This window comes from Geodermatophilus sabuli, from assembly GCF_010686765.1.
Taxonomy (GTDB): Bacteria; Actinomycetota; Actinomycetes; order Mycobacteriales; family Geodermatophilaceae; genus Geodermatophilus; species Geodermatophilus sabuli_A.
Window position 1 is genome coordinate 125,206 of sequence record NZ_JAAGWF010000010.1, and the last position, 13,044, is coordinate 138,249.

The window sequence follows — 13,044 nt, forward strand, 5'->3', positions numbered from 1 at the left end:
GCGAGGTGGTCAGCGGTCGGCGGCGTGCGCGCCACGCCGGCCGGGCAGCTGCACCTGGTCCGGGCTGGGCAGCGGGGCGTCCAGGCCGGTGCCGGCGCGCAGTTCCTGCTCGCGCTCGGTCATGGCCTCGCGCACGTCGGCACCGAAGTCGCCGATCGCGTCGGCGAGGTCGCGCAGGCCCTCGGCGATGGAGGCACCGATGCCCGAGGGGGTCAGCCGCTCGGCGGCCGCGGACAGCTTGCGGACCACGAGGACGCCGATCGTCACCCCCATCGCCAGCCAGAACAGCCGGCGCATCAGGCGGCCCGCCGTGCGGCGCGGCGTTCCCGGCGCGCGGCCTTGTCCCGGGCGGCGGCCTCGGCGAGCGCCTGGCCCTCCCGCTTCTTGCGCGCGGCGCTGCGGACGCCGTAGCTGAAGGCGGCCACCTTGATCAGCGGGCTGCCGACGGTGGCGGCCACGACGCTGGTGAGGGCCGCGACGTTGCTGGACACGTTGGCGGCGTTGCCGGTGATGTCGTCGACCCGCTCGAGGTTGCTGTTGACGTGCGCCACGGTCGTCGAGGCCTGGCTCAGGATCGGCCCGCTCTGCTCCCGGGCCTGGCGGATGGTCAGCGTCGCCTCGTCCAGCGTGCGACCCAGCTTGAGGATCGGGACGGCGAGCAGCACCACCAGCAGCACCAGCGCCAGCGCGGCGATCAATCCGGCCCACTCTCCTGCGGTCACGCGCAGTTCTCCTGTTCGTCGTTCGGGCACGCGGCGCGCGGACACGCGGCCGGGCGCCGACCCTCGGGCGACTGCCCGGCGTGGTCACAGTAGTCGCGGGCACCGGCGACCGTCCGTGCCCCGCCGGGAGTCAGCGGCCGCGCCGGACGACGCCCTCGGTCAGACCCCGCTCCCCGGGCTGCCGGTGCTGCGATGCCCCCGCGGCTGTCGTCTGACGATCGCCCGCAGCTTGGCCAGGCGGGCGCCGATCGGACCCTCGGCGCCCCTGCTGGTGGGCCGGTAGTAGTCCCGGCCGACCAGGGCGTCGGGCGGGTACTGCTGCGCCAGGATCCCGTCGGGGGCGTCGTGCGGATAGCGGTAGGCGGCCCCGTGGCCCAGCTTCTCCGCCCCGGCGTAGTGCGCGTCGCGCAGCCCCGGCGGCACCGGCCCGGCCAGGCCGGCGCGCACGTCGGCCATCGACTCGCCGATGCCCACGGTGAGGGCGTTGGACTTGGGTGCCGTGGCCAGGTGCACCACGGCCTGCGCCAGGGGGAAGTGGCCCTCGGGCATGCCGATGAAGGCCACCGCGTCGGCCGCGGCGACCGCGGTGAGCAGCGCGGTCGGATCGGCCATGCCGATGTCCTCGCTGGCGGAGATGACCAGCCGGCGGGCGATGAACCGGGGGTCCTCCCCCGCCGCGACCATCCGGGCCAGGTAGTGCATCGCGGCGTCGACGTCGCTGCCGCGGATGCTCTTGATCAGCGCGCTGGCCACGTCGTAGTGCTGGTCACCCTGCCGGTCGTAGCGCACCGCGGCCTGCGCGACGGCGGTCTCCAGCGTGGCCAGGTCCAGCACGTCGACACCCGCGGCCTGCGCGGCGCCCGCGCCGGACTCCAGGGCGGTGAGGGCCTTGCGGGCGTCGCCGCCGGCGATCCGGAGCAGGTGCTCCTCCGCCTCGGCGGTCAGCGTGACGGCACCGTCGAGCCCGCGGTCGCTGGTCAGCGCACGGCGGAGGACGGCCCGGATGTCGTCGTCGGACAGCGGCTGCAGCGCGAGCACGAGACTGCGCGAGAGCAGCGGGCTGACCACGGAGAAGAACGGGTTCTCGGTGGTGGCCGCGATCAGGCTGACGATCCGGTCCTCCACCGCCGACAGCAGGGAGTCCTGCTGGGTCTTGGAGAACCGGTGCACCTCGTCGATGAACAGCACGGTGCGCCGGCCGGCGTAGGTGAGCTCGCGCTTGGCGCTCTGGATGACCGCCCGCACCTCCTTGACGCCGGCGTCGAGGGCGGAGAGCTGCACGAACTGCCGCTTGGTGGCCAGGGAGATGACGTGCGCCAGCGTCGTCTTGCCGGTGCCGGGCGGGCCGTAGAGGACCAGCGACATCGGCTCGTCGGACTCCACCAGCCGGCGCAGGGGGGCGCGCGGGCCGAGCAGGTGGGTCTGACCGACCACCTCGTCGAGGCCCCGCGGCCGCATCCGCACGGCCAGCGGCGCACCGGTGTCCACCACGGCGCCACCGGCGTCGGGCGCCGGGTCGTCGAACAGCGACGTCACGATCGCACCTGCCCGAGCACGGTTGCGACGCTACCCGCGGGGCACGACGCAACCGTCGGTCCACGAGGAGGAGCCCGTGCAGCAGCGCACCATCGGCAACGACACCGTCGGCCGCGTCCAGGTCAGCGCCATCGGCCTGGGCGCCATGCCGCTGTCGACCAAGGACCCCCGGCCCGCCCCCGAGGACGCGCGGGCCGTCGTCCACGCGGCGCTCGACGCCGGGGTGACGCTGATCGACACCGCCGACGCCTACTCCCGGGACGAGGGGGAGTTCGGCCACAACGAGTCGCTCGTGGCCGCTGCACTGGCCTCGTGGGGCGGCGACACCTCCGGCGTGCTGGTCGCGACCAAGGGTGGGCACACCCGGCGCGGCGCGGACTGGGCGCTCGACGGGTCGCCGGCGTACCTGCGCCGGGCCTGCGAGGAGTCGCTGCGCCGGCTCGGCGGCGACGCGATCGGCCTGTACCAGTTCCACCGGCCCGACCCCGACACCCCGTGGGAGGAGTCGATGGGCGCGCTGCGCTCGCTGGCCGACGACGGGCTGGTGCGCATGGTCGGCATCTCCAACGCCGACGTCGCGCAGATCGACGTCGCCCGGTCGATCGTCGGCCCGGCGCTGGTGAGCGTGCAGAACCAGTTCTCCCCCGGCTGGCGGTCCTCCGCCGACGAGCTGGCGCACTGCGGCGAGCACGGGCTGGCCTTCCTGCCCTGGAGTCCGTTCGGCGGGGTGTCCGCGGCAGGATCCCTTGACGCCACCGCGCCCGCCTTCGCCGAGGTGGCCGGGGAGCTGGACGTGTCGGTGTACCAGGTGACCCTCGCCTGGCACCTGGCCCAGTCCGACGTCGTCGTCCCGATCCCCGGGGCGTCCCGGCCGGCGTCGATCGTCGACTCCGCGGCCGCGGCGGACCTGCGGCTGACCCCGGAGCAGCTCGCCCGGCTGGACGGCTGATCCCGGCGGCCGAGCGAGTCGGGACGACGGATCCACCACCCCTGCCCGCGACGCGCTGCGGTTTCCGTTGACCGGGCACTCGAAGCGATGGTGAGGTCAGGGCATGCCGCGCTACGGGGCCCAGTACGGGCCCGACGTCACCTTCCTCGGCATCGACCGGTGCGACCTCGACGACCCGGGGTCGTTCGCCGGTGCCGACGTCGTCGTCCTCGGCGCGCCGTTCGACGGGGGGACGTCGCACCGGCCGGGCACCCGCTTCGGCCCGCAGGCGATCCGGACCACCGACTACCTGGGGCACGACGGCTCCCGGCCCAGCCTCGCGCTGCGCACCGACGGGCTGCGCGACCTGCGGGTGCTCGACGCCGGGGACGTCGAGATGTTCTCCGGCGACATCGAGGCCGCGCTCCCCGCGCTGCGGGCGGCGGTGGCCACGGTCGCCCGGGCCGGCGCCATCCCGGTCGTGCTCGGCGGGGACCACTCGATCACCTACGCCGACGCCTCCGGCGTGGCCGACGCCTTCGGGGCCGGCCGGGTGTCGATGCTGCACTTCGACGCGCACGCGGACACCGGCGACATCGAGTTCGGCTCGCTCTGGGGACACGGCCAGCCCATGCGGCGGCTCATCGAGTCGGGTGCGCTGCGCGGCGACCGGTTCCTGCAGATCGGCCTGCGCGGGTACTGGCCGCCGCCGGAGACGCTGGACTGGATGGCCGCGCAGCGGATGCGCTCCTACGAGATGTCCGAGATCGGCGCCCGGGGCCTGCCGGCCTGCCTCACCGAGGCCTCCGGCATCGCCACCGACGGGTGCGAGGGCGTCTTCCTCTCCGTCGACATCGACGTCTGCGATCCCGGGCACGCCCCGGGCACCGGCACCCCGGAGCCCGGCGGGCTGACCGCCCGCGAGCTGCTGGACTCCGTCCGCCGCATCTGCCTGGAGCTGCCGGTCGTGGGGGTCGACGTGGTGGAGGTCAGCCCGCCCTACGACTCCGCCGACGTCACCGCGGCGCTGGCCAACCGGGTGGTGCTGGAGGCCCTCTCCGCGATCGCGCGCCGCCGGCGCGACGCGCGGCACGGGACCCGCTGGGACCCGGCGCTCCCCCTGCTCGCCGACCGTCCCGACGTCGTGGAGGACCCCGCATGACCGCGCACCCGCTGGACCCCCTGAGCGCCGACGAGTTCCGCGCCGCCGCCGGCATCCTGCGCCGGGACCGGGGCGTGGACGAGCGCTGGCGGTTCGCCTCGATCGAGCTGCGCGAGCCGGCCAAGGACGTCGTCCGTGCGTTCGCCCCCGGCGACCCCATCCGGCGCGAGGCCCGGGTGACCTGCTGGAGCCGCGACGAGGGGACGCCGCACAAGGCGGTGGTGTCGCTGACCGACGACGCCGTCCTCTCCTGGGAGGCGGTGCCCGGTGAGCAGGCCAACATGACCCTGGACGAGTGGCACGAGGCGCACGAGGCCCTGATCGTCCACCCGGCGGTGGTCGAGGCGCTGGCCCGGCGCGGCATCACCGACCTGGACCTGGTGCTCATCGACACCTGGGCCTACGGGCACTCCCTCATCCCGGAGGGCCTGCAGGACCGGCGGGTCGGCTGGACCGACGTGTGGCGGCGGTCGGTGCCCGGGGGCAACCCCTACGCCAACCCGGTCGACGGCCTGCACTTCGTCGTCGACCTGAACTCGATGGAGCTGCTCCAGGTCGAGGACACCCCACCCCCGGCGCCGTCCGCCGTCATGGGCGAGTACGTGCCGGCGCTCGTGCCGGGCCTCCGGCAGCGCACGGACCTGCGGCCGGTCGAGATCACCCAGCCCGAGGGCGTCTCGTTCACCCTCGAGGGCTCCGAGCTGCGCTGGCAGAACTGGGCGATCCGGCTGGGCTTCAACCACCGCGAGGGCCTGGTCCTGCACCGGGTGTCCTACGACGGCCGCCCGATCGCGCACCGGATGTCCTTCGCCGAGATGGTCGTGCCCTACCGCGACCCGAGCCCCGACCACCACCGGCGCACCGCCTTCGACATCGGCGAGTGGGGCCTGGGCTTCATGACGACGTCGCTGGAGCTGGGCTGCGACTGCCTGGGCGAGATCACCTACGTCGACGCCGTCCTGCACGACTCCCGCGGCGAGCCCTACGAGGTCCGCAACGCGATCTGCCTGCACGAGGAGGATGACGGCGTCCTCTGGAAGCACGTGGACGAGCACGCCGGCGCCGAGGTGCGGCGATCCCGGCGGATGGTCGTGTCGTTCCACGCGACCGTCGCCAACTACGAGTACCTCGTCTACTGGCGCTTCTACCAGGACGGCAGCATCCAGTGCGAGGTCCGCGCCACCGGGATCATGGTGACCAGCCGGTTCGCCGGCGCTCCCCCGCCCTACGGCACGGTGGTCGACGAGCGCACCTACGCCCCGCACCACCAGCACTTCATCGTGGCCCGCCTGGACATGGAGGTCGACGGCCCGGAGAACACCGTGCTGGTCTCCGAGAGCGAGGCGGTCCCGATCTCGCCGGCCAACCCGCACGGCCTGGGACTGGTGCAGCGCACCCGCCCGCTGCTGACCGAGTCCGAGGGCCGGCAGGACCTCGACTGGGCCGGCCAGCGCACCTGGAAGGTCGTCAACCGCGGCCGCCTCAACCGGCTCGGCTCGCCGACCGGCTACCAGCTCCTTACGCCCGGGGCCATCCCCGCGCTGGCCGATCCGAGCTCACCGATCCTCCGGCGGGCCGAGGTGATCGACCACCCGCTGTGGGTGACCCGGTTCGACGAGGACGAGCGCTGGCCCGCCGGCGAGTTCTGCAACCAGAGCCGCGGGGACGCCGGGCTGCCCGACTGGACACGGGCCGACCGCCCGATCGCCGACACCGACATCGTGCTGTGGCACGTCTTCGGCATCCACCACGTCCCCCGCCCCGAGGACTGGCCGGTCATGCCGGTGGACACGGTCTCCTTCTCCCTGGCGCCGAGCGGCTTCTTCGACCGCAACCCCGCCCTCGACGTCCCCCCGACCCCCGGGCGCTGCCACTGAGGGAGGACCCCCTGCCCCCCACCGCTCGCAGGCTCGCGGCGGGGCCCTGCAGGGGGCCTCAGGCGTCCGGCTGGGGGGCCGGCAGGGGCGGGCGGCGGGTGCCCCAGGCGTAGGTCTGCTTGCGCAGCCCCAGGTACAGGTGCGTCTCGGTGGACAGCACGCCCTCCACCGCGCGGATGCGGGTGACGGTCTCGAGCAGCTGGTCGTCGTCCTCGCAGACCACCTCGACGAGCAGGTCGACCGAGCCGGCGGTGATGACGACGTAGTCGACCTCGGCGAAGTCGGCGATCCGGTCGGCCACCTCCCGGGCGTCCCCGCCGGTGCGGACGGCGACCATCGCCTGACGGGAGAAGCCCACCTGCAGCGGGTCGGTGACCGCGACGATCTGCATCACCCCCGCGTCCACCAGCCGCTGCACGCGCTGGCGGACGGCGGCCTCCGACAGACCCACCGCGGTCGCGATCCGCGCGTAGGGACGCCGGCCGTCCTGCTGGAGCTGTTCGATGATCGCGCGGGACACGTCGTCCAGCACGAAGGTCCCCCGGGTGGTCATGCCCGGATCGTATCGGCGCAGTCGGCTGCCGGACTCGTCAGTCCGACCCGGGAATAGCTACGATTCCCTGGTCCAGACTTCCCCCCGACGACGGGATCCGTGGTCATGACCACCACCGAGCAGGCCGTCGCAGCCCCCGGCTCCGCCGCCGGCGGCGACGCCGCCGCCAACCTCTGGCTGCACTTCTCCCGCATGGGCGCCTACCGCGACACCCCGCCGCCGGTCATCGTGCGCGGCGAGGGCGCCGCCATCTACGACGACCGCGGCCGGCGCTACCTCGACGGCCTGGCGGGGCTCTTCGTGGTGCAGGCCGGGCACGGCCGCCGGGTGCTGGCCGAGGCGGCCGCGAAGCAGGCCGGCGAGCTGGCCTACTTCCCGCTGTGGTCCTACGCGCACCCGGCGGCGATCGAGCTGTCGCAGCGGCTGGCCGCGGCCGCGCCCGGGGACCTGAACCGGGTCTTCTTCACGACCGGTGGGGGCGAGGCGGTGGAGACGGCGTGGAAGGCGGCCAAGCAGTACTTCAAGCTGACCGGCAAGCCGATGAAGACCAAGGTCATCAGCCGGGCGGTGGCCTACCACGGCACCACCCAGGGAGCGCTGTCGATCACCGGCCTGCCGGCGCTCAAGGAGGTCTTCGAGCCACTGGTCCCCGGCACGTTCCGGGTGCCCAACACCAACTACTACCGCGCCCCGGTGTTCGGGGACGACCCCAAGGCCTTCGGGCGCTGGGCCGCCGACCAGATCGAGCAGCAGATCCTGTTCGAGGGCCCCGACAGCGTCGCGGCGGTCTTCCTCGAGCCGGTGCAGAACGCCGGCGGCTGCTTCCCGCCCCCGCCCGGCTACTTCGACCGGGTGCGCGAGATCTGCGACCGGTACGACGTCCTGCTCGTGAGCGACGAGGTGATCTGCGCCTTCGGCCGGCTGGGCACCACGTTCGCGTGCGACAAGTTCGGCTACGTGCCCGACATGATCACCTGCGCGAAGGGGATGACGTCGGGCTACTCCCCCATCGGCGCGATGATCGCCTCCGACCGGGTCATGGAGCCGTTCCTGCAGGGGGCGACGACCTTCGCGCACGGCTACACCTTCGGTGGGCACCCGGTCAGCTCGGCCGTCGCGCTGGCCAACCTCGACCTGGTCGAGGAGGAGGGCCTCGACGCGCACGTCCTGGAGGCCGAGGGCGCGTTCCGCTCGACACTGGAGCGGCTGCTGGACCTGCCGATCGTCGGGGACGTCCGTGGTGACGGGTTCTTCTACGGGATCGAACTGGTGAAGGACAAGGCGACCAAGGAGACGTTCGACGCGGCGGAGTCCGAGCGGCTGCTGCGGGGGTTCCTCTCCGGCGCGCTGTTCGACGCCGGCCTGTACTGCCGCGCCGACGACCGCGGTGACCCCGTCGTCCAGCTGGCCCCGCCGCTGATCTGCGGCCAGGCCGAGTTCGACGAGATGGAGCAGATCCTGCGGTCGGTGCTGACCGAGGCCTGGACCCGGCTGTAGCGGTCCTCGCCCGGCCCGGGGCCCCCTACTCGCCGGCCGTGCCTGCGGGGACGCACAGCACCGGCCGGTCGGAGATCTGCAGCAGCTTGTGCGGCACCGAGCCGAGGATGGCGCCGCGCAGCGGGCTCTCCCCGCTGGTGCCGACGACGATCACCCGCGCGTCGTGCCGGTCGGCCGCGTCGACCAGCGCCTGGGCGGGCTTGGCGTCGAGCACCTCGACGACCGTCCGCACCCCGGCGGCGTCGGCCTCGGCCATGGCGTGCTCGACCGCCGCCCGGCCCATCTCGGCCAGCGCCCGCTGGTGCGCGCGGAACTCCTCGCCCAGGCCACCGGGGGGTTCGGCGCCGTAGACCAGGACCAGCGGCTCGTCGAAGCGGACCGCCAGCGAGACGGCCACGGCCAGCGCAGGGCGTGAGCCCGGCGACTCGTCGTACCCCAGGACGATGCTCACCGCAGCTCCTCGTCGACCACGATGCGGTCGCCGGCGATCCCGGGCCGCTCCTGCCAGTACCTGCCGTCCCGGCTCCGCCAGACGAGCATCAGCACGACACCCAGCAGGAAGATGCCGACGCCGATGACCAGTGGCGGCCCGACTCCCAGCCAGGCCTGCCCGGTGTAGGAGTTCGCCGGGTCGGAGATGTCGCGGATCGCGAGCACCAGCAGCCAGATCAGCAGCCCCGCGCCCACCAGCGGGCCGAGGCCGATGAGCAGGAACGCCGACGCGCTGCGGGTCAGCTGCCGCCGGTGGTAGACCGCGCAGGCGATGCCGGTCAGCGCGTAGTAGAAGGCGATCAGCAGGGACAGCGCGGTGATCGAGTCGAACAGCGCGTTCTCGCTGAGCAGGCTGACGACGACGAACCAGACGCTGGCGATGCCGCCCACCCACCAGGTCGACACGTCCGGGGTGCGGTGCCGCGGCGAGATGTGGCCGAAGCGGCGGGGGAACGCGTGCCGCCGCGCCATCGACAGCCCGGTGCGCGAGGCCGGGAGGATCGTCGTCTGGGTCGAGGCGATGGCGGCGGTGGCCACGGCCAGGAGGACCACCCAGTCCCAGCCGCCCATGACCTCGGTGGACAGCAGCGCGAAGATCGCCTCCTCCTCGTCGGCGTTGTCCGCGAGGAAGTCGGTGCCGGCGAAGGCGAGGACGGCGATGGCGACGCCGACGTAGGTGACCAGCAGGACGACCGTCGAGGCGATCGCGGCCCGGCCGGGGGTGGACGTCGAGTCGCGGGTCTCCTCGGTGAGGTTGACCGCCGACTCCCAGCCCCAGTAGGCGAACACACCGAGCAGCAGCCCGCCGGACAGCGCCGCCCCGCCGGCGCCGAACGGGTTGAGCCAGCTCCAGCTCGGGTCCAGCCCGCCGAGCGGGCTGTCACCGGTCACGCCGCGGACGATCGCCACCGCCGCGAACACCAGGAGGGCGACGGTCTGGGCGAGGATCAGACCGTTCTGCAGCCGCGCGGACAGCTCGGTGCCCAGCACGCAGATCCAGGTCATCAGCAGGATCAGCCCCACGGTGAGCACCGTGACCAGCAGCTGGTTCTCCGCCAGCGAGTCCAGGTTGAGCGTCCGCAGCGTGAAGACCACGCCCACGTTGGCCAGCGAGCCGATGATCAGGACGCCGGTCATCGTGATCGCCCAGCCGCCGATCCAGCCGAACCACGGCCCCATCGCCCGGGTGACCCAGGAGAACGTCGTCCCGCAGTCGGGGTCGACCCGGTTGAGCGCGGCGAAGGCGGCCGCGATGAGGAGCATCGGCACGAACGAGGCCAGCAGGACGCCGGGGGTGTTGACGCCCACCAGGCCGACCAGGGCGCCGATGATGGCCGCCAGCGAGTAGGCCGGCGAGGTCGAGGCCAGCCCGATCACGAGGGCGTCGACGAAGCCGATCGCACCCGGCCGGAGGGTCGGCTCCGCGGCCGATTCGGCGACGGGATCTACGGGGTCCGCGCTCATGCGACGGTTATCGCAGTCCAGGGGCCGGACGGCAAGGGTTTGGCGCTCCCAACCCTGGTCCGGCGACGGAACTCGTCGCTAGGGTGACCGCCACCGTTGGAGGTCCCCATGCGCATCCTGCTCGTCGGCGCCGGAGGCGTCGGCAGCGCGGTGGCCGCGATCGCCGCGCGCCGCCCCTTCGTCGAACGACTCGTCGTCAGTGACTACGACCCGGCTCGCGCCGAGAAGGCGGTCGCCGCGACCGGCGACCCACGCTTCGTGGCCGCCCGGGTGGACGCGAGCGACGAGGCCGCCGTCCGGGCGCTGCTCGCCGAGCACCGCTGCGAGGTCCTGCTCAACGCCACCGACCCGCGGTTCGTCATGCCGCTGTTCCGTGCCGCGCTGGCCGCCGGCGTGGACTACCTGGACATGGCGATGTCGCTGTCGCGTCCGCACCCCGAGCAGCCCTGGTCGAAGACCGGCGTCAAGCTCGGCGACGAGCAGTTCGCGCTGGCCGGCGAGTGGGCGGCGGCCGGGCGGCTCGCGCTGGTCGGCATCGGGGTCGAGCCGGGCCTGTCCGACGTCTTCGCCCGCTACGCCGCCGACCACCTGTTCTCCGAGATCGACGAGCTCGGCGTGCGCGACGGGTCGGACCTGACCGTGCGGGGCCACGACTTCGCGCCGTCCTTCTCCATCTGGACGACGATCGAGGAGTGCCTCAACCCACCGGTCGTGTGGGAGCGGGAGCGCGGCTGGTACACGACCGAGCCGTTCAGCGAGCCCGAGGTCTTCGACTTCCCCGAGGGCATCGGGCCGGTGGAGTGCGTGAACGTGGAGCACGAGGAGGTGCTCCTCATGCCGCGATGGGTCGACGCCCGCCGGGTGACGTTCAAGTACGGCCTGGGCTCGCACTTCATCGAGATCCTCAAGGTGCTGCACGAGACCGGCCTGGACTCGACGACGCCGGTGCGGGTCGGCGACGTCGAGGTCTCCCCGCGTGACGTGGTCGCCGCGGCGCTGCCCGACCCGGCCGGGCTGGGCGAGCTCATGACCGGCAGGACCTGCGCCGGGTTGTGGGTGAGCGGCACGGGCACCGACGGCCGGCCGCGGCAGGTCTACCTCTACCACGTGGTGGACAACGCCTGGTCGATGGCCGAGTACGGCGCCCAGGCCGTCGTCTGGCAGACCGCGGTCAACCCCGTGGTCGCCCTGGAGCTGCTGGCGACCGGGCAGTGGCGGGGCAGCGGCGTCCTCGGCCCCGAGGCGTTCGACGCGGTGCCCTTCCTCGAGCTGCTGACCGCCTACGGCTCCCCCTGGGGCCTGCGCGACGGCGGCTGAAGGAGGACCCCTCGCTCTGCTCGGGCCGGGCCCCTGCGAGGGGGCCGCTCAGCCGGCCGGGGCGTGGGCGGCGAAGGCGGCGTCCAGGACGTCGAGGGCGTCGGCCAGCAGCTCCTGGCCGATGACCAGCGGGGGCAGGAAGCGCAGCACGTTGCCGAACGTGCCGGCGGTCAGGGTGATGACGCCCTCGGCGTGGCAGGCCTTCGAGATGGCGGCGGTCAGCCCGGCGTCCGGCTCGGTCGTACCGGGCCGGACGATCTCGGCGGCCAGCATGGCGCCTCGCCCCCGGACGTCCCCGATCACGCCGGTGCGCTCCTGCAGGGCCCGCAGCCGCGGCAGCATGGCGGCCTCGATGGCGCGGGCGGCACCGGCGAGGTCCTGCTCGCGCATGGTCGCGATGGTGGCCAGCGCGGCGGCGCAGGCCACCGGGTTGCCGCCGTAGGTGCCGCCGAGACCGCCGGTGTGGACGGCGTCGAGCAGCTCGGCCCGGCCGGTCAGCCCCGCCAGTGGCAGGCCGCCGGCCATGCCCTTGGCGGTCGTCACCAGGTCGGGCACGACCCCCTCGTGCTCGGCGGCGAACCAGGCGCCGGTGCGGCAGAAGCCGGTCTGCACCTCGTCGGCGATGAACACCGCGCCGGAGCGGGCGCACCAGTCGGCCAGGGCGGGCAGGAAGCCCGGCGCCGGGACGACGAAGCCGCCCTCCCCCTGGATCGGCTCGATCAGCACCGCGGCGACGTTCTCCCCGCCGACCTGCGTCTCGACGAGGGCCAGCGCCCGCGCGGCGGCCTGCTCCCCCGTCATCCCCGGCTCGTCCCGAAAGGGATAGGACATCGGGACCCGGTAGACCTCACCGGCGAAGGGCCCGAACCCGTTCTTGTAGGGCATGTTCTTGGCGGTCAGCGCCATCGTGAGGTTGGTGCGGCCGTGGTAGGCGTGGTCGAAGACGACGACGGCCGAGCGGCGGGTGGCCACGCGGGCCACCTTGACCGCGTTCTCCACGGCCTCGGCGCCGGAGTTGAACAGCGCCGTCCGCTTCTCGTGGTCGCCGGGGGTGAGCCGGGCCAGCTCCTCGCTGACGGCCACGTAGCCCTCGTACGGCCCGACCATGAAACAGGTGTGGGTGAAGGCGGCGACCTGCGCCTGCACGGCGGCCACGACCTCCGGCGCGGCGTGGCCGACGCTGGTCACGGCGATCCCGGAGCCGAGGTCGATGAAGGAGTTGCCGTCGACGTCGACGACCACGGCGCCGCCGGCGCGCTCGACGTACACGGGCAGGACGCTGCCCACGGCCGAGGTGACCGCACCCGCCCGGCGGGCGGCCAGTTCGCGGGACCGGGGGCCGGGCACCTCGGTGACGAGCCGCCGCTCCTGGGTCACGGCGTCGGTTCGGGCGAGCACGTCGGTCATGTCTCCAGCTCCTCGCAGCCCGGCCACCCCCGTCGGGGCAGACCCTCCGCTCAGCGTGGGCCTCCCGGCGCCCCGTCGGTACCGTCCAC

The 13,044-nt window shown here is 73.7% G+C and carries 12 protein-coding genes; 5 read left to right on the forward strand and 7 right to left on the reverse strand.

Annotated features, from left to right (window positions below; all coding sequences use genetic code 11):
- Window positions 1–9: 9 nt before the first annotated feature.
- From GCU56_RS11060 to GCU56_RS11070, 3 genes are all read right to left on the reverse strand, one after another.
- Window positions 10–297: a hypothetical protein gene (locus GCU56_RS11060; protein WP_163481781.1), complete on the reverse strand. Its 288-nt coding sequence runs from the start codon at window positions 295–297 to the stop codon at window positions 10–12.
- Window positions 297–722, reverse strand: a complete 426-nt coding sequence (locus tag GCU56_RS11065; protein ID WP_163481782.1) for a DUF948 domain-containing protein — start codon at window positions 720–722, stop codon at window positions 297–299. Before GCU56_RS11065 ends, GCU56_RS11060 begins: the two co-directional genes overlap by 1 nt.
- Window positions 723–881: 159 nt before the next feature.
- A complete protein-coding gene (locus tag GCU56_RS11070) occupies window positions 882–2,258 on the reverse strand; it encodes an AAA family ATPase (RefSeq protein WP_163481783.1) in 1,377 nt (458 codons plus the stop codon).
- Window positions 2,259–2,334: 76 nt separating this feature from the next.
- Between GCU56_RS11070 and GCU56_RS11075 the strand changes: the two genes are divergently transcribed.
- The 3 genes from GCU56_RS11075 to GCU56_RS11085 all read left to right on the forward strand — a co-directional run bounded on the left by GCU56_RS11075 (window position 2,335) and on the right by GCU56_RS11085 (window position 6,225).
- Complete coding sequence (locus GCU56_RS11075; protein ID WP_163481784.1) at window positions 2,335–3,207, forward strand: aldo/keto reductase; 873 nt, start codon at window positions 2,335–2,337, stop codon at window positions 3,205–3,207.
- A 103-nt stretch (window positions 3,208–3,310) separates the two neighbouring features.
- Window positions 3,311–4,348, forward strand: coding sequence for an agmatinase (speB, locus tag GCU56_RS11080; RefSeq protein ID WP_163481785.1), 1,038 nt, complete (start codon window positions 3,311–3,313; stop codon window positions 4,346–4,348).
- Entirely contained in the window at window positions 4,345–6,225 is a 1,881-nt protein-coding gene (locus GCU56_RS11085; RefSeq protein ID WP_163481786.1) for a primary-amine oxidase, read from the forward strand. The genes speB and GCU56_RS11085 overlap by 4 nt, the downstream gene beginning before the upstream one ends.
- Window positions 6,226–6,283: 58 nt before the next feature.
- Here GCU56_RS11085 and GCU56_RS11090 read toward each other — a convergent pair whose 3' ends face one another.
- Entirely contained in the window at window positions 6,284–6,778 is a 495-nt protein-coding gene (locus GCU56_RS11090; RefSeq protein WP_163481787.1) for an Lrp/AsnC family transcriptional regulator, read from the reverse strand.
- Between the two features lie 105 nt (window positions 6,779–6,883).
- On the opposite strand from GCU56_RS11090, the gene GCU56_RS11095 reads away from it, so the two are divergent.
- Window positions 6,884–8,275: an aspartate aminotransferase family protein gene (locus GCU56_RS11095; protein ID WP_163481788.1), complete on the forward strand. Its 1,392-nt coding sequence runs from the start codon at window positions 6,884–6,886 to the stop codon at window positions 8,273–8,275.
- A 25-nt stretch (window positions 8,276–8,300) separates the two neighbouring features.
- On the opposite strand, the gene GCU56_RS11100 is transcribed toward GCU56_RS11095, so the two are convergent.
- Both GCU56_RS11100 and GCU56_RS11105 read right to left on the reverse strand, forming a co-directional pair.
- Window positions 8,301–8,726 carry a universal stress protein gene (locus GCU56_RS11100; protein WP_163481789.1) on the reverse strand — a complete coding sequence of 142 codons (426 nt, stop codon included), beginning with the start codon at window positions 8,724–8,726 and terminating at the stop codon, window positions 8,301–8,303.
- Complete coding sequence (locus tag GCU56_RS11105; RefSeq protein WP_163481790.1) at window positions 8,723–10,231, reverse strand: APC family permease; 1,509 nt, start codon at window positions 10,229–10,231, stop codon at window positions 8,723–8,725. Before GCU56_RS11105 ends, GCU56_RS11100 begins: the two co-directional genes overlap by 4 nt.
- Before the next feature lie 108 nt (window positions 10,232–10,339).
- On the opposite strand from GCU56_RS11105, the gene GCU56_RS11110 reads away from it, so the two are divergent.
- Window positions 10,340–11,548 carry a saccharopine dehydrogenase family protein gene (locus tag GCU56_RS11110; protein ID WP_163481791.1) on the forward strand — a complete coding sequence of 403 codons (1,209 nt, stop codon included), beginning with the start codon at window positions 10,340–10,342 and terminating at the stop codon, window positions 11,546–11,548.
- A gap of 48 nt (window positions 11,549–11,596) precedes the next feature.
- Here the strand turns inward: GCU56_RS11110 and gabT are convergent, their stop codons facing one another.
- The gene (gabT, locus tag GCU56_RS11115; protein ID WP_163481792.1) at window positions 11,597–12,955 is read right to left on the reverse strand and encodes a 4-aminobutyrate--2-oxoglutarate transaminase; all 1,359 of its coding nucleotides are present in this window, start codon (window positions 12,953–12,955) and stop codon (window positions 11,597–11,599) included.
- Window positions 12,956–13,044: the final 89 nt, after the last annotated feature.

Excerpts from the sequence above, each read along its gene's own strand:
- GCU56_RS11060 (WP_163481781.1), bottom strand. The coding sequence starts at position 297 with ATGCGCCGGCTGTTCTGGCTGGCGATGGGGGTGACGATCGGCGTCCTC.
- speB (WP_163481785.1), top strand. The coding sequence starts at position 3,311 with ATGCCGCGCTACGGGGCCCAGTACGGGCCCGACGTCACCTTCCTCGGC.
- GCU56_RS11085 (WP_163481786.1), top strand. The coding sequence starts at position 4,345 with ATGACCGCGCACCCGCTGGACCCCCTGAGCGCCGACGAGTTCCGCGCC.
- GCU56_RS11090 (WP_163481787.1), bottom strand. The coding sequence starts at position 6,778 with ATGACCACCCGGGGGACCTTCGTGCTGGACGACGTGTCCCGCGCGATC.
- GCU56_RS11095 (WP_163481788.1), top strand. The coding sequence starts at position 6,884 with ATGACCACCACCGAGCAGGCCGTCGCAGCCCCCGGCTCCGCCGCCGGC.
- GCU56_RS11105 (WP_163481790.1), bottom strand. The coding sequence starts at position 10,231 with ATGAGCGCGGACCCCGTAGATCCCGTCGCCGAATCGGCCGCGGAGCCG.
- GCU56_RS11110 (WP_163481791.1), top strand. The coding sequence starts at position 10,340 with ATGCGCATCCTGCTCGTCGGCGCCGGAGGCGTCGGCAGCGCGGTGGCC.
- gabT (WP_163481792.1), bottom strand. The coding sequence starts at position 12,955 with ATGACCGACGTGCTCGCCCGAACCGACGCCGTGACCCAGGAGCGGCGG.